Annotated in this window: 15 protein-coding genes, 6 tRNA genes and 3 rRNA genes; 21 read left to right on the top strand and 3 right to left on the bottom strand. The window is 54.1% G+C overall.

The features are described from left to right. Nucleotides 1–30 precede the first annotated feature (30 nt). Nucleotides 31–462, bottom strand: coding sequence for a protoporphyrinogen oxidase HemJ (gene hemJ / locus POS17_RS27460; RefSeq protein ID WP_060841350.1), 432 nt, complete (start codon nucleotides 460–462; stop codon nucleotides 31–33). Between the two features lie 135 nt (nucleotides 463–597). Between hemJ and argC the strand changes: the two genes are divergently transcribed. Both argC and erpA read left to right on the top strand, forming a co-directional pair. Next, nucleotides 598–1632, top strand: a complete 1035-nt coding sequence (argC, locus tag POS17_RS27455) for an N-acetyl-gamma-glutamyl-phosphate reductase (RefSeq protein WP_060841349.1) — start codon at nucleotides 598–600, stop codon at nucleotides 1630–1632. 169 nt (nucleotides 1633–1801) lie between these two features. Next, entirely contained in the window at nucleotides 1802–2152 is a 351-nt protein-coding gene (gene erpA / locus POS17_RS27450; RefSeq protein WP_011063789.1) for an iron-sulfur cluster insertion protein ErpA, read from the top strand. Between the two features lie 70 nt (nucleotides 2153–2222). Here the strand turns inward: erpA and POS17_RS27445 are convergent, their stop codons facing one another. Together POS17_RS27445 and POS17_RS27440 are read right to left on the bottom strand one after the other, a co-directional pair. Beyond that, nucleotides 2223–3314 carry an anhydro-N-acetylmuramic acid kinase gene (locus tag POS17_RS27445; RefSeq protein ID WP_060841348.1) on the bottom strand — a complete coding sequence of 364 codons (1092 nt, stop codon included), beginning with the start codon at nucleotides 3312–3314 and terminating at the stop codon, nucleotides 2223–2225. A gap of 3 nt (nucleotides 3315–3317) precedes the next feature. Beyond that, nucleotides 3318–4739, bottom strand: a complete 1422-nt coding sequence (locus POS17_RS27440) for a peptidoglycan DD-metalloendopeptidase family protein (protein WP_060841347.1) — start codon at nucleotides 4737–4739, stop codon at nucleotides 3318–3320. 209 nt (nucleotides 4740–4948) lie between these two features. Between POS17_RS27440 and tyrS the strand changes: the two genes are divergently transcribed. From tyrS to rplL, 19 genes are all read left to right on the top strand, one after another. Beyond that, entirely contained in the window at nucleotides 4949–6148 is a 1200-nt protein-coding gene (gene tyrS / locus POS17_RS27435) for a tyrosine--tRNA ligase (RefSeq protein WP_060841346.1), read from the top strand. 552 nt (nucleotides 6149–6700) lie between these two features. Beyond that, nucleotides 6701–8239, top strand: a 16S ribosomal RNA gene (locus POS17_RS27430). Nucleotides 8240–8362: 123 nt separating this feature from the next. Further along, nucleotides 8363–8439: transfer RNA gene (locus POS17_RS27425), tRNA-Ile, on the top strand. Between the two features lie 10 nt (nucleotides 8440–8449). Continuing rightward, nucleotides 8450–8525: transfer RNA gene (locus POS17_RS27420), tRNA-Ala, on the top strand. A 223-nt stretch (nucleotides 8526–8748) separates the two neighbouring features. Next, nucleotides 8749–11642 (top strand): 23S ribosomal RNA (locus POS17_RS27415). A 138-nt stretch (nucleotides 11643–11780) separates the two neighbouring features. Continuing rightward, nucleotides 11781–11896 (top strand): 5S ribosomal RNA (gene rrf / locus POS17_RS27410). The 16S, 23S and 5S rRNA genes sit together here with 2 tRNA genes alongside, the layout of an rRNA operon. Before the next feature lie 205 nt (nucleotides 11897–12101). Then, nucleotides 12102–13061 carry a bifunctional biotin--[acetyl-CoA-carboxylase] ligase/biotin operon repressor BirA gene (gene birA / locus POS17_RS31335; RefSeq protein ID WP_082729938.1) on the top strand — a complete coding sequence of 320 codons (960 nt, stop codon included), beginning with the start codon at nucleotides 12102–12104 and terminating at the stop codon, nucleotides 13059–13061. Between the two features lie 56 nt (nucleotides 13062–13117). Beyond that, on the top strand, nucleotides 13118–13564 hold the full coding sequence (locus POS17_RS27400; protein ID WP_060841344.1) for a hypothetical protein: 447 nt from the start codon (nucleotides 13118–13120) through the stop codon (nucleotides 13562–13564). Nucleotides 13565–13706: 142 nt separating this feature from the next. Then, nucleotides 13707–13791 (top strand) — tRNA-Tyr (locus POS17_RS27395). Between the two features lie 24 nt (nucleotides 13792–13815). Then, nucleotides 13816–13889 (top strand) — tRNA-Gly (locus POS17_RS27390). A 26-nt stretch (nucleotides 13890–13915) separates the two neighbouring features. Beyond that, a tRNA-Thr gene (locus tag POS17_RS27385) sits at nucleotides 13916–13991 on the top strand. 84 nt (nucleotides 13992–14075) lie between these two features. Then, nucleotides 14076–15269: an elongation factor Tu gene (tuf, locus tag POS17_RS31330; protein WP_060841339.1), complete on the top strand. Its 1194-nt coding sequence runs from the start codon at nucleotides 14076–14078 to the stop codon at nucleotides 15267–15269. Nucleotides 15270–15323: 54 nt separating this feature from the next. Further along, nucleotides 15324–15399 (top strand) — tRNA-Trp (locus tag POS17_RS27375). Between the two features lie 45 nt (nucleotides 15400–15444). After that, nucleotides 15445–15813, top strand: a complete 369-nt coding sequence (gene secE / locus POS17_RS27370) for a preprotein translocase subunit SecE (RefSeq protein WP_016968680.1) — start codon at nucleotides 15445–15447, stop codon at nucleotides 15811–15813. 9 nt (nucleotides 15814–15822) lie between these two features. Next, the gene (nusG, locus tag POS17_RS27365; RefSeq protein ID WP_002555501.1) at nucleotides 15823–16356 is read left to right on the top strand and encodes a transcription termination/antitermination protein NusG; all 534 of its coding nucleotides are present in this window, start codon (nucleotides 15823–15825) and stop codon (nucleotides 16354–16356) included. Between the two features lie 118 nt (nucleotides 16357–16474). Next, nucleotides 16475–16906, top strand: a complete 432-nt coding sequence (gene rplK, locus POS17_RS27360) for a 50S ribosomal protein L11 (protein WP_003176435.1) — start codon at nucleotides 16475–16477, stop codon at nucleotides 16904–16906. Further along, complete coding sequence (gene rplA, locus POS17_RS27355) at nucleotides 16906–17601, top strand: 50S ribosomal protein L1 (RefSeq protein ID WP_011063782.1); 696 nt, start codon at nucleotides 16906–16908, stop codon at nucleotides 17599–17601. Before rplK ends, rplA begins: the two co-directional genes overlap by 1 nt. Before the next feature lie 198 nt (nucleotides 17602–17799). Then, a complete protein-coding gene (rplJ, locus tag POS17_RS27350) occupies nucleotides 17800–18300 on the top strand; it encodes a 50S ribosomal protein L10 (protein ID WP_016968679.1) in 501 nt (166 codons plus the stop codon). Between the two features lie 80 nt (nucleotides 18301–18380). Then, nucleotides 18381–18746 carry a 50S ribosomal protein L7/L12 gene (rplL, locus tag POS17_RS27345; protein WP_060841342.1) on the top strand — a complete coding sequence of 122 codons (366 nt, stop codon included), beginning with the start codon at nucleotides 18381–18383 and terminating at the stop codon, nucleotides 18744–18746. Nucleotides 18747–18937 lie beyond the last annotated feature (191 nt).

The following is an 18937-nucleotide window of genomic DNA, read 5'->3' as shown; positions in this document are numbered from 1 at the left end:
GAGTACCCCCAGGCAAGTGACTAGTCAGTGTTAGAACGGCCTGACAACGACCAAAATTACGATAGCCAGCAATAGCAGAACCGGTACTTCATTGAACCAGCGATAAAAGACATGGCTGCGGGTGTTCTCGCCACGGGCGAAGCGTTTCACTTGAGCGCCGCACATGTGGTGATAGCCGATCAGGATCACCACCAGGGTCAGCTTGGCGTGCATCCAGCCGCCCTGGCCGAAGTAGGCGCTGGGGTTGAGACTGATCAGCCAGATGCCGAAGATCAGCGCCGCGATCATCGCCGGGCCCATGATGAAGCGGTACAGCTTGCGCTCCATCAGGCAGAAGCGCTCGCGGCTGACGCTGTCTTCGCTTTGGGCGTGATAGACGAACAGGCGTGGCAGGTAGAACAGGCCGGCAAACCAGCAGACCACGCTGACGATATGAAAGGCTTTGAGCCATAGATAGAGCATTTTTAGTTATTCCCAGATTCACGTTGGCGAAGATAGTAGAGGGTAGAGCGGCCGCACGTCACCTTGACGGTTGTCGCAGGGGCGCGCCGCCCCTATTATCGGCAGCTTTCCAGTGGGTTCGTTGAGGGCAGGTTTATGGTCAAGGTCGGTATCGTCGGCGGCACGGGTTACACCGGTGTCGAACTGCTGCGTCTGTTGGCACAGCATCCGCAAGCGCGAGTGGAGGTCATCACTTCGCGATCCGAAGCCGGCCTGGCCGTCGCCGACATGTATCCGAACCTGCGCGGTCACTATGACGGCCTGGCCTTCAGCGTGCCGGACATCAAGACCCTGGGGGCTTGCGATGTGGTGTTCTTCGCCACGCCTCACGGGGTAGCCCATGCCCTGGCCGGGGAGTTGCTGGCGGCGGGAACCAAGGTCATCGACCTGTCGGCGGACTTCCGTTTGCAGGATGCCGATGAGTGGGCCAAGTGGTACGGCCAGCCACACGGCGCTCCCGAACTGCTGGATGAGGCGGTCTACGGCTTGCCGGAAGTCAACCGCGAGCAGATCAAGAAGGCTCGGCTGATCGCTGTTCCGGGCTGCTATCCAACCGCTACCCAGCTGGGCTTCCTGCCGCTGCTTGAAGCGGGGCTGGCTGATGCGTCGCGTCTGATCGCCGACTGCAAGTCGGGTGTCAGCGGCGCCGGCCGTGGTGCCAGCGTGGGTTCGCTGTACTCGGAAACCTCTGAGAGCATGAAGGCCTACGCGGTCAAAGGGCATCGTCATTTGCCGGAAATCCGCCAGGGCTTGCGTCGGGCGGCGGGCAAGGATGTAGGTCTTACCTTCGTTCCGCATTTGACGCCGATGATTCGCGGTATTCACTCCACGCTCTACTCGACGGTGGTGGAGCGTTCGGTTGATTTGCAGGCGTTGTTCGAGAAGCGCTATGCCAACGAACCCTTTGTCGATGTGATGCCAGCGGGCAGTCATCCTGAAACCCGTAGCGTGCGTGGCGCCAACGTGTGCCGGATCGCGGTGCATCGTCCGCAGGACGGTGATCTGGTGGTGGTGCTGTCGGTCATCGACAACCTGGTCAAGGGCGCTTCGGGCCAGGCAGTGCAAAACCTCAACATCCTCTTTGGCCTGGATGAGCGTCTGGGACTGTCCCACGCGGGCATGCTGCCTTAAGGCCGTTTTAGCGTTGAACACAAAGGCCCGTCTGACGGGCCTTTGTGCGTTATGCGGGTAGCTGTACGACTATTGATATACCGTAACAATAGTTGACCGCTTTTCTAGGAGAAGCGGATAATGCGCGTCATTACGCAGTATGGCGGCTTAACGCCGGGAGATAGTCAGCATGAGCGTTGAATCCTTCACCCCCACGGCTTTGCAATTCACTCAAGGTGCAGCGCACAAGGTGAAGACCCTGGTCGACGAAGAGGGTAATGATCGCTTGAAGCTGCGCGTATTCGTTACGGGCGGCGGTTGTTCGGGGTTTCAGTACGGTTTCACTTTTGATGAGGAAGTGGCCGAGGATGACACCATCGTTGAGCGCGAGGGTGTGAGCCTGGTGGTGGACCCCATGAGTTTCCAGTACCTGGCCGGTGCTGAGGTGGACTATCAGGAAGGCCTGGAAGGTTCGCGTTTCGTGATCAAAAACCCCAATGCCACCACTACCTGTGGTTGCGGGTCATCGTTTTCGATCTGATCGATCGCTCAAAGCCATTCGCCTAGCGCCGCAAGGTCTGACGATCCTGCGGCGTTTTGCTGTCTGGTGTTCAAGCGGGGTAGATAGCGCCCAGTATCCGCAGGCCGCGGGCGCCGGTAACGCTGGGGCGGTTGGCGGCAATGCCTTCCATGCAGCAATGGGCCAGCCAGGCGAAGGCCATGGCCTCGACCCAGTCGGGATCCACGCCATATACAGCGGTGCTGCTCACCCGTGTCCCGGGCAGTAGGGCCGCGAGGCGCTGCATCAGGGCGTTGTTGTGGGCGCCACCGCCACAGACCAGAAGCTCCTGGGTGTCGCTCTGTGCCGCCTGCAGCGAGTGAACGATGGTCAGTGCGGTCAGTTCCAGCAGGGTGGCTTGCACATCTTCGGCGGGAAGCGGAGGGTGCTGTGCCAGCTGCCGTTGCAGCCACTGCAGATTGAATACTTCGCGCCCTGTGCTCTTCGGCCCCTGGGTAGCGAAGAACGGGTCGCTGAGCAGGGTTGTCAATAAGGACTGGTCGAGCTGGCCGCTGGCTGCCCACTGGCCGTTGCGGTCAAAGGTTTCTGCGCGTTGATCCTGTATCCAGGTGTCGAGCAGTACATTGCCTGGGCCGCAATCGAAGCCGGTCACCGGTTTGTCCGTCTCGATCAGACTCAGGTTGCTGAAGCCGCCAATGTTCAGAACTGCACGGTTTCCTGTACGCCGTTCGAACAGGGCTTCGTGGAAGGCCGGGACTAGTGGTGCCCCTTGGCCGCCGGCGGCTACATCGCGGCTGCGAAAGTCACTGACGACGCTAATGCCGGTGAGCTCTGCAAGCAGTGCCGGGTTGCCAATCTGCACAGTAAAACCGCGGCTCGGTTCATGACGTACTGTCTGGCCGTGACTGCCAATGGCGCGAATGTCCACAGCTTGCAGTTGTTGCTGTTGCAGAAGGCTATGGATGCCCTGGGCAGCCAGCTTGACCCAATGCTGCTGGGCCATGGCGGAGCGGGCGATCTCGTCTGGGCCGCTGGCGCACAAGCTCAACAGTTCGGCGCGCAGGGACTCTGGCATGGGGATGTAGTGGGTGGCGATCAGTCTGATCGCCGGATCCTGTTCGATCAGGGCGATGTCCAGGCCATCAAGGCTGGTTCCGGACATGACTCCTATATAGCGCGCCATGGTTCAGCGCTTGCTCGAGGCCAGCATCGTGGCCTTTTCCTGCTCCATTCGAGCCATCAGAGGCTGGCTCTGTTGGAGGAAACGAGCGCGTTCTGCCTTGGCGATCGGGTCGGCCATTGGCAGTTTTTGGCCCAGCGGGTCTACGTGGACGCCATTGACCTGAAACTCGTAATGCAAGTGTGGGCCGGTGGACAGGCCTGTGGTGCCGATATAGCCAATGACCTGACCCTGCTTCACCGAGCCGCCGGTCTTGACGCCTTTGGCGAAGCCTTGCATGTGGCCATACAGCGTGCGGTAGGTATTGCCGTGCTGGATGATCACGGTGTTGCCGTAACCGCCGCGGCGACCTGCCAGCAGGACCTTGCCGTCGCCGGCGGCCTTGATGGGGGTACCCCGCGGAGCGGCATAGTCGACGCCCTTGTGAGCGCGGATCTTGTTCAGGATTGGATGCTTGCGCCCCATGGAGAAGCGTGAGCTGATGCGGGCAAAGTCCACTGGCGTGCGGATGAACGCCTTGCGCATGCTGTTGCCGTCTGCGGTGTAGTAGCTGCTTGAGCCTTGTTTGTTGGTGTAGCGCACTGCGGTGTAGGTTTTGCCACGGTTGGTGAAACGCGCGGAGAGGATATTGCCGGTCCCGACCACTTTGCCGTTGGCCACCCTCTGCTCATAGATCACGTCAAACTCGTCACCCTGGCGAATGTCCTGAGCGAAGTCGATGTCGTAGCCGAAAATGCTCGCCATATCCATGGTCAGGCTATGGGACAGGCCAGCACGGGCCGCGGACTGTGAAAGCGAACTGTTGATCACGCCGTGAACGTAGGCTGAGCGCACTACTGGCTTGGTGATCACTCGGTTGAAGGTAAAGCCTTTGGGGCCTTTGGTCAGCGTGATGGTTTCCAGATCGCTGACTTTTGTGTGCAGGTTGTTCAGTTGGCCGTCTGGAGTCAGTTCGAACTCCAGCTTCTGGCCATGTTTGAGCTGAGAAAACTGTTTGGCTTGCTTGTCGCTAGCCAGTATTTCGTGCACCGAGGTGGCGGGCAGGCCAACCTTCTCGAACAGCGTGGACAGGGTGTCGCCCTTGGTGACTGTTACTTCTCTGTGGCCTGGAGCTTTTGCTTCTTCCACTACGGCGGGCGCAGGCTTGCTTTCTGCGGTTTCCGTGGTGTCTTCCGGGGTGTTTTCGATCTGTGCGAAAGGGGAGGCTACTGCTTCAGTTGTGGCTTGTTCCGTAGATGCAGCGTCTTGATCTTGTGTGAGTTGCTCAATCGGGCTTTCCAGATCAAGGCTCAAGGTGGTTTTTTTGGCTTCAACATCACTGGAAGGGAATACCAGCAGAGCCAGACTTAGAAGGGCTGCTATGCCGCTTGCGGCGAGCAGGTGGCTCTTCGGATAAAGCGGTGGCGCTTTAGACGGTTCGGTGGTCATAGGTAATTTGACTTTGAAAAGATGAAATGGAAAAGATGAATGACATGATGACGATGAAATAACTGTATAAAATATAACCAAATCATCTGTGACGCAAGCGCGCGGACACTCTGTTCTCTGAATGCACCCGTACGCCGGGCAAAACTTGTAATTAGTCCGTGATCTTGTATGGTTGGTTCCCTTTTGAATCTGAGCCTTGCGGGTCTGTTATGAAGTCGGTTGAAGAGCAGCTAGCGCTGATCAAGCGTGGTGCGGAAGAGTTGTTGGTCGAGTCCGAGTTGATCGAGAAGCTCAAGCGTGGCGTGCCGCTGCGTATCAAGGCCGGCTTCGATCCGACTGCGCCGGATTTGCACCTTGGGCATACCGTGCTTATCAATAAGCTGCGTCAATTTCAGGATCTGGGTCATCAAGTGATCTTCCTGATTGGCGACTTTACCGGGATGATCGGTGATCCAAGCGGCAAGAGTGCCACTCGTCCGCCGTTGACTCGCGAGCAGGTTCTGGAAAATGCCGAGACCTATAAAAGCCAGGTCTTCAAGATTCTTGATCCAGCCAAGACTGAGGTGGCTTTCAACTCGACTTGGATGGACAAGATGGGGCCGGCGGACTTCATTCGTCTGACTTCTCAATACACGGTTGCGCGCATGCTCGAGCGCGATGACTTCGATAAGCGCTACTCGACCAATCAGCCGATTGCTATCCATGAGTTTTTGTATCCGCTGGTTCAGGGGTACGACTCGGTTGCGCTGCGTGCTGATGTCGAGCTGGGTGGTACCGATCAGAAGTTCAACCTGTTGATGGGGCGTGAGCTGCAGCGCGGTTATGGTCAAGAGGCGCAATGCATCCTGACCATGCCGTTGCTTGAAGGGTTGGATGGGGTCAAGAAGATGTCCAAGTCCTTGGGCAACTACGTGGGTATCCAGGAAGCGCCAGGGGTTATGTATGGCAAGTTGGTTTCCATTCCTGATGCGTTGATGTGGCGTTATTTCGAGCTGCTCAGCTTCCGTTCGATGGAAGAAATCGATGCATTCCGCGCTGATGTCGAGGCGGGTGCGAATCCGCGTGACATCAAGATCAAACTGGCTGAGGAAGTTGTTGCGCGCTTCCATGGTGAGGAGGCGGCTGCAAGTGCTCATCGTGCTGCGGGCAACCGCATGAAGGATGGCGAACTGCCAGAGGATTTGCCGGAGATCGAGCTGACGGCCACTGAGGATATGCCGATTGCTGCCGTCCTTAATAAAGCTGGGCTGGTTAAGAACGCTGCAGTGGCGCGCGACCTTCTGGGTTCTGGTGGTGTGCGCGTGGATGGCGAAGTTGTTGATCGCACCTTTATATATGCATTGGGCGCGACGCATGTTTGTCAGGCCGGCAAGAAGGCATTTGCGCGCATTACGCTCAAATCCGAATAAAGCAGAAAATAGGTGTTGACGGCGAGTTATATGTCTCTATAATTCGCCCCACTTCCGGCGCAGTCGAAACGGAAAACTCCTTGATATTCAACGAGTTACGCAGTTTTCGGCGGCGGTTACGCTTCAGTTCATCGAAGCCAGAAGCAGTTAGTAAGGCAGTGTGTTTTCGCCTTATTAACGATTCGATCGTCTCGGTCGAAAGCGGTTGAAAAGAGGTGTTGACAGCAGCGTGTAACGCTGTAGAATTCGCCTCCCGCTAACGAGAGATCGAAAGCGCAAGTGGTTGAAGTTGTTGAGGAAATCTTCAAAAACTTCTTAAAAAATCGCTTGACAGTAAATGAGGCTGCTGTAGAATGCGCGCCTCGGTTGAGACGAAAGATCTTAACCAACCGCTCTTTAACAACTGAATCAAGCAATTCGTGTGGGTGCTTGTGGAGTCAGACTGATAGTCAAAAAGATTATCAGCATCACAAGTTACTCCGCGAGAAATCAAAGATGTAACCAACGATTGCTGAGCCAAGTTTAGGGTTTTCTCAAAACCCAAAGATGTTTGAACTGAAGAGTTTGATCATGGCTCAGATTGAACGCTGGCGGCAGGCCTAACACATGCAAGTCGAGCGGCAGCACGGGTACTTGTACCTGGTGGCGAGCGGCGGACGGGTGAGTAATGCCTAGGAATCTGCCTGGTAGTGGGGGATAACGTCCGGAAACGGGCGCTAATACCGCATACGTCCTACGGGAGAAAGTGGGGGATCTTCGGACCTCACGCTATCAGATGAGCCTAGGTCGGATTAGCTAGTTGGTGAGGTAATGGCTCACCAAGGCTGCGATCCGTAACTGGTCTGAGAGGATGATCAGTCACACTGGAACTGAGACACGGTCCAGACTCCTACGGGAGGCAGCAGTGGGGAATATTGGACAATGGGCGAAAGCCTGATCCAGCCATGCCGCGTGTGTGAAGAAGGTCTTCGGATTGTAAAGCACTTTAAGTTGGGAGGAAGGGTACTTACCTAATACGTGAGTATTTTGACGTTACCGACAGAATAAGCACCGGCTAACTCTGTGCCAGCAGCCGCGGTAATACAGAGGGTGCAAGCGTTAATCGGAATTACTGGGCGTAAAGCGCGCGTAGGTGGTTTGTTAAGTTGGATGTGAAAGCCCCGGGCTCAACCTGGGAACTGCATCCAAAACTGGCAAGCTAGAGTATGGTAGAGGGTGGTGGAATTTCCTGTGTAGCGGTGAAATGCGTAGATATAGGAAGGAACACCAGTGGCGAAGGCGACCACCTGGACTGATACTGACACTGAGGTGCGAAAGCGTGGGGAGCAAACAGGATTAGATACCCTGGTAGTCCACGCCGTAAACGATGTCAACTAGCCGTTGGGAGCCTTGAGCTCTTAGTGGCGCAGCTAACGCATTAAGTTGACCGCCTGGGGAGTACGGCCGCAAGGTTAAAACTCAAATGAATTGACGGGGGCCCGCACAAGCGGTGGAGCATGTGGTTTAATTCGAAGCAACGCGAAGAACCTTACCAGGCCTTGACATCCAATGAACTTTCCAGAGATGGATTGGTGCCTTCGGGAACATTGAGACAGGTGCTGCATGGCTGTCGTCAGCTCGTGTCGTGAGATGTTGGGTTAAGTCCCGTAACGAGCGCAACCCTTGTCCTTAGTTACCAGCACATTATGGTGGGCACTCTAAGGAGACTGCCGGTGACAAACCGGAGGAAGGTGGGGATGACGTCAAGTCATCATGGCCCTTACGGCCTGGGCTACACACGTGCTACAATGGTCGGTACAAAGGGTTGCCAAGCCGCGAGGTGGAGCTAATCCCATAAAACCGATCGTAGTCCGGATCGCAGTCTGCAACTCGACTGCGTGAAGTCGGAATCGCTAGTAATCGCGAATCAGAATGTCGCGGTGAATACGTTCCCGGGCCTTGTACACACCGCCCGTCACACCATGGGAGTGGGTTGCACCAGAAGTAGCTAGTCTAACCTTCGGGGGGACGGTTACCACGGTGTGATTCATGACTGGGGTGAAGTCGTAACAAGGTAGCCGTAGGGGAACCTGCGGCTGGATCACCTCCTTAATCGACGACATCAGCTGCTTCATAAGCTCCCACACGAATTGCTTGATTCATTGAAGAAGACGATAGAAGCAGCTTTAAGCTCCAAGCTGATAGCTCCAAGCTAACAGTTACAAGCTCGAAATTGGGTCTGTAGCTCAGTTGGTTAGAGCGCACCCCTGATAAGGGTGAGGTCGGCAGTTCGAATCTGCCCAGACCCACCAATTTTGTTATGGGGCCATAGCTCAGCTGGGAGAGCGCCTGCCTTGCACGCAGGAGGTCAGCGGTTCGATCCCGCTTGGCTCCACCATAAACTGCTTCTGAAAGCTTAGAAATGAGCATTCACATTGAATGTTGATTTCTAGTCTTTTGATTAGATCGTTCTTTAAAAATTTGGGTATGTGATAGAAAGATAGACTGAACGTTACTTTCACTGGTAACGGATCAGGCTAAGGTAAAATTTGTGAGTTAAATTGCAAATTTTCGGCGAATGATCTCTTCATAGTATAAACCAGATTGCTTGGGGGTTATATGGTCAAAGTGAAGAAGCGCATACGGTTGGATGCCTTGGCAGTCAGAGGCGATGAAAGACGTGGTAGCCTGCGATAAGCTTCGGGGAGTCGGCAAACAGACTTTGATCCGGAGATCTCTGAATGGGGGAACCCAGCCATCATAAGATGGTTATCTTGTACTGAATACATAGGTGCAAGAGGCGAACCAGGGGAACTGAAACATCTAAGTACCCTGAGGAAAAGAAATCAACCGAGATTCCCTTAGTAGTGGCGAGCGAACGGGGACTAGCCCTTAAGTGGCTTTGAGATTAGCGGAACGCTCTGGAAAGTGCGGCCATAGTGGGTGATAGCCCTGTACGCGAAAATCTCTTAGTCATGAAATCGAGTAGGACGGGGCACGAGAAACCTTGTCTGAATATGGGGGGACCATCCTCCAAGGCTAAATACTACTGACTGACCGATAGTGAACTAGTACCGTGAGGGAAAGGCGAAAAGAACCCCGGAGAGGGGAGTGAAATAGATCCTGAAACCGTATGCGTACAAGCAGTGGGAGCAGACTTTGTTCTGTGACTGCGTACCTTTTGTATAATGGGTCAGCGACTTATTTTCAGTGGCGAGCTTAACCGAATAGGGGAGGCGTAGCGAAAGCGAGTCTTAATAGGGCGTCTAGTCGCTGGGAATAGACCCGAAACCGGGCGATCTATCCATGGGCAGGTTGAAGGTTAGGTAACACTGACTGGAGGACCGAACCGACTACCGTTGAAAAGTTAGCGGATGACCTGTGGATCGGAGTGAAAGGCTAATCAAGCTCGGAGATAGCTGGTTCTCCTCGAAAGCTATTTAGGTAGCGCCTCATGTATCACTGTAGGGGGTAGAGCACTGTTTCGGCTAGGGGGTCATCCCGACTTACCAAACCGATGCAAACTCCGAATACCTACAAGTGCCGAGCATGGGAGACACACGGCGGGTGCTAACGTCCGTCGTGAAAAGGGAAACAACCCAGACCGTCAGCTAAGGTCCCAAAGTTATGGTTAAGTGGGAAACGATGTGGGAAGGCTTAGACAGCTAGGAGGTTGGCTTAGAAGCAGCCACCCTTTAAAGAAAGCGTAATAGCTCACTAGTCGAGTCGGCCTGCGCGGAAGATGTAACGGGGCTCAAACCATACACCGAAGCTACGGGTATCACGTAAGTGATGCGGTAGAGGAGCGTTCTGTAAGCCTGTGAAGGTGAGTTGAGAAGCTTGCTGGAGGTATCAGAAGTGCGAATGCTGACATGAGTAACGACAATGGGTGTGAAAAACACCCACGCCGAAAGACCAAGGTTTCCTGCGCAACGTTAATCGACGCAGGGTTAGTCGGTCCCTAAGGCGAGGCTGAAAAGCGTAGTCGATGGAAAACAGGTTAATATTCCTGTACTTCTAGTTATTGCGATGGAGGGACGGAGAAGGCTAGGCCAGCTTGGCGTTGGTTGTCCAAGTTTAAGGTGGTAGGCTGGAATCTTAGGTAAATCCGGGGTTCTAAGGCCGAGAGCTGATGACGAGTTACCTTTTAGGTGACGAAGTGGTTGATGCCATGCTTCCAAGAAAAGCTTCTAAGCTTCAGATAACTAGGAACCGTACCCCAAACCGACACAGGTGGTTGGGTAGAGAATACCAAGGCGCTTGAGAGAACTCGGGTGAAGGAACTAGGCAAAATGGCACCGTAACTTCGGGAGAAGGTGCGCCGGTGAGGGTGAAGGACTTGCTCCGTAAGCTCATGCCGGTCGAAGATACCAGGCCGCTGCGACTGTTTATTAAAAACACAGCACTCTGCAAACACGAAAGTGGACGTATAGGGTGTGACGCCTGCCCGGTGCCGGAAGGTTAATTGATGGGGTTAGCTAACGCGAAGCTCTTGATCGAAGCCCCGGTAAACGGCGGCCGTAACTATAACGGTCCTAAGGTAGCGAAATTCCTTGTCGGGTAAGTTCCGACCTGCACGAATGGCGTAACGATGGCGGCGCTGTCTCCACCCGAGACTCAGTGAAATTGAAATCGCTGTGAAGATGCAGTGTATCCGCGGCTAGACGGAAAGACCCCGTGAACCTTTACTATAGCTTTGCACTGGACTTTGAATTTGCTTGTGTAGGATAGGTGGGAGGCTTTGAAGCGTGAACGCCAGTTTGCGTGGAGCCATCCTTGAAATACCACCCTGGCAACTTTGAGGTTCTAACTCAGGTCCGTTATCCGGATCGAGGACAGTGTATGGTGGGTAGTTTGACTGGGGCGGTCTCCTCCTAAAGAGTAACGGAGGAGTACGAAGGTGCGCTCAGACCGGTCGGAAATCGGTCGTAGAGTATAAAGGCAAAAGCGCGCTTGACTGCGAGACAGACACGTCGAGCAGGTACGAAAGTAGGTCTTAGTGATCCGGTGGTTCTGTATGGAAGGGCCATCGCTCAACGGATAAAAGGTACTCCGGGGATAACAGGCTGATACCGCCCAAGAGTTCATATCGACGGCGGTGTTTGGCACCTCGATGTCGGCTCATCACATCCTGGGGCTGAAGCCGGTCCCAAGGGTATGGCTGTTCGCCATTTAAAGTGGTACGCGAGCTGGGTTTAGAACGTCGTGAGACAGTTCGGTCCCTATCTGCCGTGGACGTTTGAGATTTGAGAGGGGCTGCTCCTAGTACGAGAGGACCGGAGTGGACGAACCTCTGGTGTTCCGGTTGTCACGCCAGTGGCATTGCCGGGTAGCTATGTTCGGAAAAGATAACCGCTGAAAGCATCTAAGCGGGAAACTTGCCTCAAGATGAGATCTCACTGGGATCTTGAATCCCCTAAAGGGCCGTCGAAGACTACGACGTTGATAGGTTGGGTGTGTAAGCGCTGTGAGGCGTTGAGCTAACCAATACTAATTGCCCGTGAGGCTTGACCATATAACACCCAAGCAATTTGCTTAAGAAGCGAGTTGCGGTGTGTGAAGACGAAATGAACCGAAAGTTTGCAAACACACAAACCTATTACATACCCATTCGCTGGCACGTTGCACAAGCAACGGACTGGCTACCGAATTTCTTGACGACCATAGAGCGTTGGAACCACCTGATCCCATCCCGAACTCAGAAGTGAAACGATGCATCGCCGATGGTAGTGTGGGGTTTCCCCATGTGAGAGTAGGTCATCGTCAAGATTAAATTCCGAAACCCCAATTGCGAAAGCAGTTGGGGTTTTGTTTTTGCGCTGCAGAAAAGTTGCGCTGCTGCGGCCGGCCATGACCGCTCGGCTGCGGCTGCCAGTGCTTCGATCTCCCTCTGATGCCCTTTGCCTACGGTGATTTCTATGCAATGGCTTGGGGCATAGCTATCATTCCAGCCTCATTGTAAGGCGGAGCTTGCATGTCGACGTTGTTAGAGCTTCTTAAGGATGGGCAATTTCACTCAGGGCAAGCCCTTGGGTGTGCGTTGGGTGTTACTCGTAGTGCTATATGGAAGCAATTACAGCTTCTTGAGGCGGAGTTGGGGCTCGATATTCATAAGGTGCGAGGTCGTGGTTACCGACTGGCCTCCCCAATTACTTTGTTAAGCGCAGAGAAAATTAATCGTCTTTCTCCCGATGCTCCCTGGGCGGTCCAGGTTTTTGATTTTCTGGACTCGACAAACGCCGAGGCGCTGCGCTCGATCGAGCGTGGATGTGTTGCTCCCTTCCTGGTTCTAGCTGAGCGACAAACAGCGGGGCGCGGTCGGCGCGGTCGTAAGTGGGTCAGTCCCTTCGCTGAGAACATTTACTACAGCCTTGTGTTGCGAGTTGATGGTGGTATGCGGCAGTTGGAGGGGCTCAGTCTGGTTGTGGGCCTGGCTGTGATGCAGGCTCTTCGAGGCTGTGGCGTTCCAGGTGCGGGGCTGAAATGGCCAAATGATGTCTTGGTCGGTCAGAAAAAGATTGCTGGAATACTTCTTGAGTTGGTGGGTGATCCTGCAGATGTATGTCATGTCGTCATTGGTGTTGGGATCAATGTGAACATGCAAGGTTCTGAGGAGGTCGATCAGGAATGGACTTCGGTAAGGCTCGAGTCTGGCAAGATCATGGATCGAAATCAGCTTGTCGCTCGTCTGGGCGAGGTTCTGGCCGCTTATCTGGAGCGTCATCGCTTGCAGGGGTTTTCAGCTATCCAGCATGAGTGGGAGCAAAACCACCTATGGCAGGGGCGCGCAGTGTCTCTGATAGCGGGTGTAACTAAAGTTGATGGGGTCGTTCTGGGAGTTGATCGCCAGGGAGGGCTGCGCCTTAAGGTGGGGGGCGAGGAAAAGGTATATAGCGGTGGAGAGCTTAGTTTGAGGTTGTGCGACGACTCTTGAGCTCTGGCTAGCGCTAATTAGATTGGCTGTGGCGCGTCCGCTGTCGTGAGGTGTTTATGCGTTGGTTGTTTCTGCTGTTATTGGTACTCAATGTTTTCTACTACGTCTGGCATCAGCAGGAGGCCCCGCTTCGGGCAAAAGAAGTGATGCCGCTCTCACTTTATCGAGGATCTCAGCAGGATATTCGACTGCTGAGCGAGTCTACTGACGCGGTCGAGCGACGTGATAAGGGGCGGGTGGCAGATGCGGAGGCAGGTTGTCTGTATCTGGGGGGCTTTGTGCGTCGAGAGTCGGCTCAGGGGCTTGAGCGGCGTCTCGGTGAGTTGGGTGTCGAGGTCAAATTGCAGGCTTTGAATGCCCCTGGTTCATCAGGTTTTTGGTTGCGCATATCTCCTGAAAGCAAGCATCTAGTGGATGATCCTCAGTTGCTGAGCCTTGCTAAGGAATTCAATGAGTTAAAACATAAAATAATGCCGTGTGAGGGGGTTGCAACTGTCGAATAGGTTGCATAGAATGGCGCCCGCTCCGCAGTGAAGACCTCTTGAGGTTGAAGCTAAAGAGTTAGGTCAATGCAGCTAACCTCAAGATTTAATTGAGAAAATGCTTGACAGAAGGGTGGCATAGTATAGAATGCTGCCTCGCTTAGGAGGGGTTCCCGAGCGGCCAAAGGGATCAGACTGTAAATCTGACGTCTACGACTTCGAAGGTTCGAATCCTTCCCCCTCCACCAGATTTAGCGAGAGCTGCAGGCTCCGCGGGTATAGTTTAGTGGTAGAACCTCAGCCTTCCAAGCTGATGATGCGGGTTCGATTCCCGCTACCCGCTCCAAGTTTGCGGATTTTGCAAAGTGTTTTGCTCTTGTAGCTCAGTTGGTAGAGCACACCCTTGGTAAGGGTGAGGTCAGCGGTTCAAATCCGCTCAAGAGCTCCATATAACAAGGCAGATATGAAAATATCTGCCTTTGTTTTAATGGCTTGTGTGAGTTGCTTAATTCTTCTCCTAGGGGTGATTTCGATGGCTAAGGAAAAGTTCGAACGTAATAAGCCGCACGTTAACGTGGGTACTATCGGTCACGTTGACCACGGTAAAACCACTCTGACTGCTGCTCTGACTCGCGTTTGCTCCGAAGTTTTCGGTTCGGCTCGTGTTGACTTCGACAAGATCGACAGCGCCCCAGAAGAAAAGGCTCGTGGTATCACCATCAACACTGCTCACGTAGAGTACGATTCGCACATTCGTCACTACGCGCACGTTGACTGCCCAGGTCACGCCGACTACGTCAAAAACATGATCACCGGTGCTGCTCAGATGGACGGCGCGATCCTGGTTTGCTCGGCTGCCGATGGTCCGATGCCACAAACTCGTGAGCACATCCTGCTGTCCCGTCAGGTAGGCGTTCCGTACATCGTTGTCTTCCTGAACAAGGCTGACATGGTTGACGACGCTGAGCTGCTGGAACTGGTTGAGATGGAAGTGCGCGATCTGCTGAGCACTTACGACTTCCCAGGTGACGACACTCCGATCATCATCGGTTCGGCTCTGATGGCTCTGAACGGCCAAGACGACAACGAAATGGGTACCACCGCTGTTAAGCGTCTGGTAGAAACTCTGGATACCTACATCCCAGAGCCAGAGCGTGCTATCGACAAGCCGTTCCTGATGCCAATCGAAGACGTATTCTCGATCTCCGGTCGTGGCACCGTGGTAACTGGCCGTGTTGAGCGTGGTATCGTTCGCATCCAGGAAGAAGTTGAGATCGTTGGTCTGCGCGACACTCAGAAAACTACCTGCACCGGCGTTGAAATGTTCCGCAAACTGCTCGACGAAGGTCGTGCTGGCGAGAACTGCGGCGTTCTGCTGCGTGGTACTAAGCGTGATGACGTTGAGCGTGGTCAGGTTCTGGTTAAGCCAGGCACCGTTAAGCCTCACACCAAGTTCACCGCTGAAGTTTACGTTCTGAGCAAAGAAGAAGGCGGCCGTCATACTCCGTTCTTCAAAGGCTACCGTCCACAGTTCTACTTCCGTACTACTGACGTGACTGGTAACTGCGAGCTGCCAGAAGGCGTTGAAATGGTAATGCCAGGTGACAACATCCAGATGACTGTCACTCTGATCAAAACCATCGCGATGGAAGATGGTCTGCGTTTCGCTATCCGTGAAGGCGGTCGTACCGTCGGCGCCGGCGTCGTAGCCAAAGTCATCGAATAAGCTCTTGAAATATCTCCATCGGGCCGACATAATGGTCGGCCTGATTTTGTTTTTAGGTCAGTAGCTCAATTGGCAGAGCGACGGTCTCCAAAACCGTAGGTTGGGGGTTCGATTCCCTCCTGACCTGCCAGATTCACTCAATGTGTCTGGCTTTCTTTTCACAGGATCTTCACAGATGACTCCTAAAGCTGAAGCTCAAGGCTCTCGCTTCGATCTGCTCAAGTGGCTCGTCGTGGTCGCTTTGGTGATTGTTGGTGTTGTTGGCAATCAGTACTACTCTGCTTCGCCGATCCTGTACCGTGTCCTAGCGCTGCTTGCTATTGCTGCTGTTGCTGCCTTTGTTGGTCTGCAAACTGCTAAGGGCAAGTCGTTCTTTGTGCTGGTTAAGGAAGCGCGCACTGAGATTCGTAAAGTCGTATGGCCTACTCGCCAAGAAACCACGCAAACCACTTTGATTGTTGTGGCTGTGGTTCTGGTTATGGCGTTGCTGTTGTGGGGGTTAGATTCCCTGCTCGGCTGGCTTGTTTCCTTGATTGTTGGCTAAGGGTGTCCCGTGGCTAAGCGTTGGTACGTTGTGCATGCTTACTCGGGTTACGAGAAGCATGTAATGCGCTCGTTGATCGAGCGCGTGAAGCTGGCTGGCATGGAAGATGGCTTCGGCGAAATTCTGGTTCCCACTGAAGAAGTGGTTGAGATGCGTAACGGCCAGAAGCGCAAAAGCGAGCGTAAATTCTTTCCAGGCTATGTGCTGGTTCAGATGGATATGAATGAGGGTACTTGGCACTTGGTCAAGGACACTCCTCGTGTGATGGGCTTTATCGGTGGTACTGCCGATAAGCCGGCTCCTATTACTGATAAAGAAGCGGAGGCGATTCTGCGTCGCGTCGCTGATGGTAGTGATAAGCCTAAGCCCAAGACCCTGTTTGAGCCGGGTGAAGTGGTTCGTGTTACTGACGGTCCATTCGCTGACTTTAATGGCACGGTCGAAGAAGTTAACTACGAAAAGAGCCGTATTCAGGTGGCTGTGCTCATTTTCGGTCGCTCTACTCCGGTAGAGCTAGAGTTCAGTCAGGTCGAGAAGGCATAACTGGACGAGAATCCCATACCCCGCAGCCTTAGGCTGTGGGGTTTTGTCGTCACTGGGATAAACGCGCAAGTAACCGGGGAGCCTTTCTAGGCGTCTGAACCCGTAATTGGAGTGCCTCATGGCTAAGAAGATTACTGCTTACATCAAGCTGCAAGTTAAGGCCGCTCAGGCCAACCCAAGCCCGCCCGTTGGTCCAGCTCTGGGTCAGCACGGCGTGAACATCATGGAATTCTGCAAGGCTTTCAACGCCCGTACTCAGGGTCTTGAGCCAGGTCTGCCGACTCCTGTGATCATCACTGTTTACAGTGACCGCAGCTTCACTTTCGAAACTAAGAGCACCCCTGCTTCGGTTCTGCTGAAGAAAGCTGCTGGTCTGACCAGCGGTTCCGCTCGTCCGAACACCGTTAAGGTTGGCACCGTTACCCGTGCTCAGCTGGAAGAGATCGCGAAAACCAAAAACGCGGATCTGACTGCAGCTGATATGGATGCAGCCGTGCGTACTATCGCCGGTTCTGCTCGTAGCATGGGCCTTAACGTGGAGGGTGTGTAATGGCTAAGCTGACCAAGCGCCAAAAGGCTATCGCCGGCAAGATTGAAGCAGGCAAGGCCTACAACTTCGTAGAAGCCGCCGCTCTCCTGACCGAGCTGTCGACCGTTAAGTTCAGCGAGTCCGTAGACGTTGCTGTGAACCTGGGCGTAGACCCACGTAAATCTGACCAGGTTGTTCGTAGCGCTACTGTGCTGCCGCACGGCACTGGCAAGACTGTACGTGTAGCTGTGTTCACCCAGGGTCCAGCTGCTGAAGCTGCTCTGGCTGCCGGTGCAGACCGCGTAGGTATGGATGATCTGGCTGCCGAAATGAAAGGCGGCGACCTGAACTATGACGTAGTTATTGCTTCCCCGGATGCAATGCGCGTTGTAGGTCAGCTGGGTCAGGTTCTGGGTCCTCGTGGCCTGATGCCTAACCCGAAAGTCGGTACCGTTACTCCAGACGTAGCTTCGGCAGTCAAGAACGCCAAGGCTGGTCAGGTTCGTTACCGCACCGACAAAAACGGCATCATCCACACTTCCGTTGGCAAGGTCGGCTTCGACGCGGTCAAGCTGAAGGAAAACGTTGAAGCCCTGATCGCTGACCTGAAGCGTATCAAGCCAGCTTCTTCGAAAGGCATCTACGTTAAGCGCGTTACCCTGAGCACCACTATGGGCCCAGGTCTGGTCATCGACCAGGGTTCGCTGGACGTATAAGACACAAGCGGATGCAAGTGATTGCATCCGCTGAAAAATTGGGGTCCCTGCCTGGCGGGGGCTATCCAAGACCGTAGGCGACGCAAGTCTTAAACCTCAAGCCTACGCAGATGGTGCTCCCGGTTCCTTACCGAATCAGACACCAAAACGACATCCAGCTCCGGTTGGATGAAACGGTAACAAGCAGGAGTTAAACCCGTGGCAATTAAACTCGAAGACAAGAAGGCCATCGTCGCTGAAGTCAACGAGGCTGCCAAAGTCGCTCTGTCTGCTGTTGTGGCTGATGCCCGCGGCGTGACAGTAGGCGCAATGACCGGACTCCGTAAAGAGGCCCGCGAAGCTGGTGTTTACGTACGTGTTGTACGTAACACCCTGCTCAAGCGCGCTGTTGAAGGCACTCAATATGACGTGCTCAACGACGCGTTCGTCGGCCCTACCCTGATTGCATTCTCCAAGGAACATCCGGGCGCTGCCGCTCGTATTTTCAAAGAGTTCGCAAAGGGTCAGGACAAGTTCGAGATCAAGGCAGCTGCGTTCGAGGGCAAGTACCTCGCAGCAAACGAGATCGACGTGTTGGCTTCGCTGCCAACTCGCGACGAAGCTATTGCGAAGCTGATGAGCGTGATTCAAGGCGCTACCAGCAAGCTGGCTCGTACTCTGGCGGCTATTCGCGACCAGAAAGAAGCTGCTGCTGCCTAAGGCACCGCAAGCCCTTTCAAAATCATATGTTTAATTTGATGGCTGCGTAGGCTGTCACCCCAATACAGGAATTTATAGTCATGTCTCTGACTAACGAGCAAATCATCGAAGCAATCGGCCAGAAAACCGTTCTGGAAGTTGTTGAGCTGATCAAGGCAATGGAAGAAACCTTCGGCGTTACCGCTGCTGTTGCCGCCGCTGGCCCAGCTGCTGCTGCCGCTGTTGTTGAAGAGCAAACTGAATTCAACGTCATGCTGACCGAAGCTGGCGAGAAGAAAGTTAACGTGATCAAGGCTGTACGTGAACTGACCGGTCTGGGCCTGAAAGAAGCCAAGGCTGTAGTTGACGGCGCTCCTGCCATGGTTCTGGAAGCTGTTGCTAAAGAAGCAGCTGAAAAAGCCAAAGCAGCTCTGGAAGAAGCAGGCGCTAAAGTCGAGCTCAAGTAAGCATCGACTTTGTGTCTCCAGCCCAAGCGTTAAGCGAACGGCTGATGGCTGGTGGCTTTTGCCACCGGCCTTTTTCCGTTATTGGCGACCGACTGGGTCGGTGCCTTTAACGTGCTGTAACCCACCCTGTGCGGTGGCGCAAACCAAAGGGTTTGCACGATTTTCTGGCTGCTCCCGTCGGGAGAAGCCGA

It is taken from the genome of Pseudomonas sp. Os17 (genome assembly GCF_001547895.1).
Lineage (GTDB): Bacteria > Pseudomonadota > Gammaproteobacteria > Pseudomonadales > Pseudomonadaceae > Aquipseudomonas.
Note: the sequence above shows the minus strand (reverse complement) of the source record. Positions and strands in the feature narration are given on the sequence as shown.

Bases quoted from the DNA above. Each gene is read 5' to 3' on its own strand.
- hemJ (WP_060841350.1), bottom strand. From the start codon at position 462: ATGCTCTATCTATGGCTCAAAGCCTTTCATATCGTCAGCGTGGTCTGC.
- argC (WP_060841349.1), top strand. From the start codon at position 598: ATGGTCAAGGTCGGTATCGTCGGCGGCACGGGTTACACCGGTGTCGAA.
- erpA (WP_011063789.1), top strand. From the start codon at position 1,802: ATGAGCGTTGAATCCTTCACCCCCACGGCTTTGCAATTCACTCAAGGT.
- POS17_RS27445 (WP_060841348.1), bottom strand. From the start codon at position 3,314: ATGGCGCGCTATATAGGAGTCATGTCCGGAACCAGCCTTGATGGCCTG.
- POS17_RS27440 (WP_060841347.1), bottom strand. From the start codon at position 4,739: ATGACCACCGAACCGTCTAAAGCGCCACCGCTTTATCCGAAGAGCCAC.
- tyrS (WP_060841346.1), top strand. From the start codon at position 4,949: ATGAAGTCGGTTGAAGAGCAGCTAGCGCTGATCAAGCGTGGTGCGGAA.
- birA (WP_082729938.1), top strand. From the start codon at position 12,102: ATGTCGACGTTGTTAGAGCTTCTTAAGGATGGGCAATTTCACTCAGGG.
- POS17_RS27400 (WP_060841344.1), top strand. From the start codon at position 13,118: ATGCGTTGGTTGTTTCTGCTGTTATTGGTACTCAATGTTTTCTACTAC.
- tuf (WP_060841339.1), top strand. From the start codon at position 14,076: ATGGCTAAGGAAAAGTTCGAACGTAATAAGCCGCACGTTAACGTGGGT.
- secE (WP_016968680.1), top strand. From the start codon at position 15,445: ATGACTCCTAAAGCTGAAGCTCAAGGCTCTCGCTTCGATCTGCTCAAG.
- rplK (WP_003176435.1), top strand. From the start codon at position 16,475: ATGGCTAAGAAGATTACTGCTTACATCAAGCTGCAAGTTAAGGCCGCT.
- rplA (WP_011063782.1), top strand. From the start codon at position 16,906: ATGGCTAAGCTGACCAAGCGCCAAAAGGCTATCGCCGGCAAGATTGAA.
- rplL (WP_060841342.1), top strand. From the start codon at position 18,381: ATGTCTCTGACTAACGAGCAAATCATCGAAGCAATCGGCCAGAAAACC.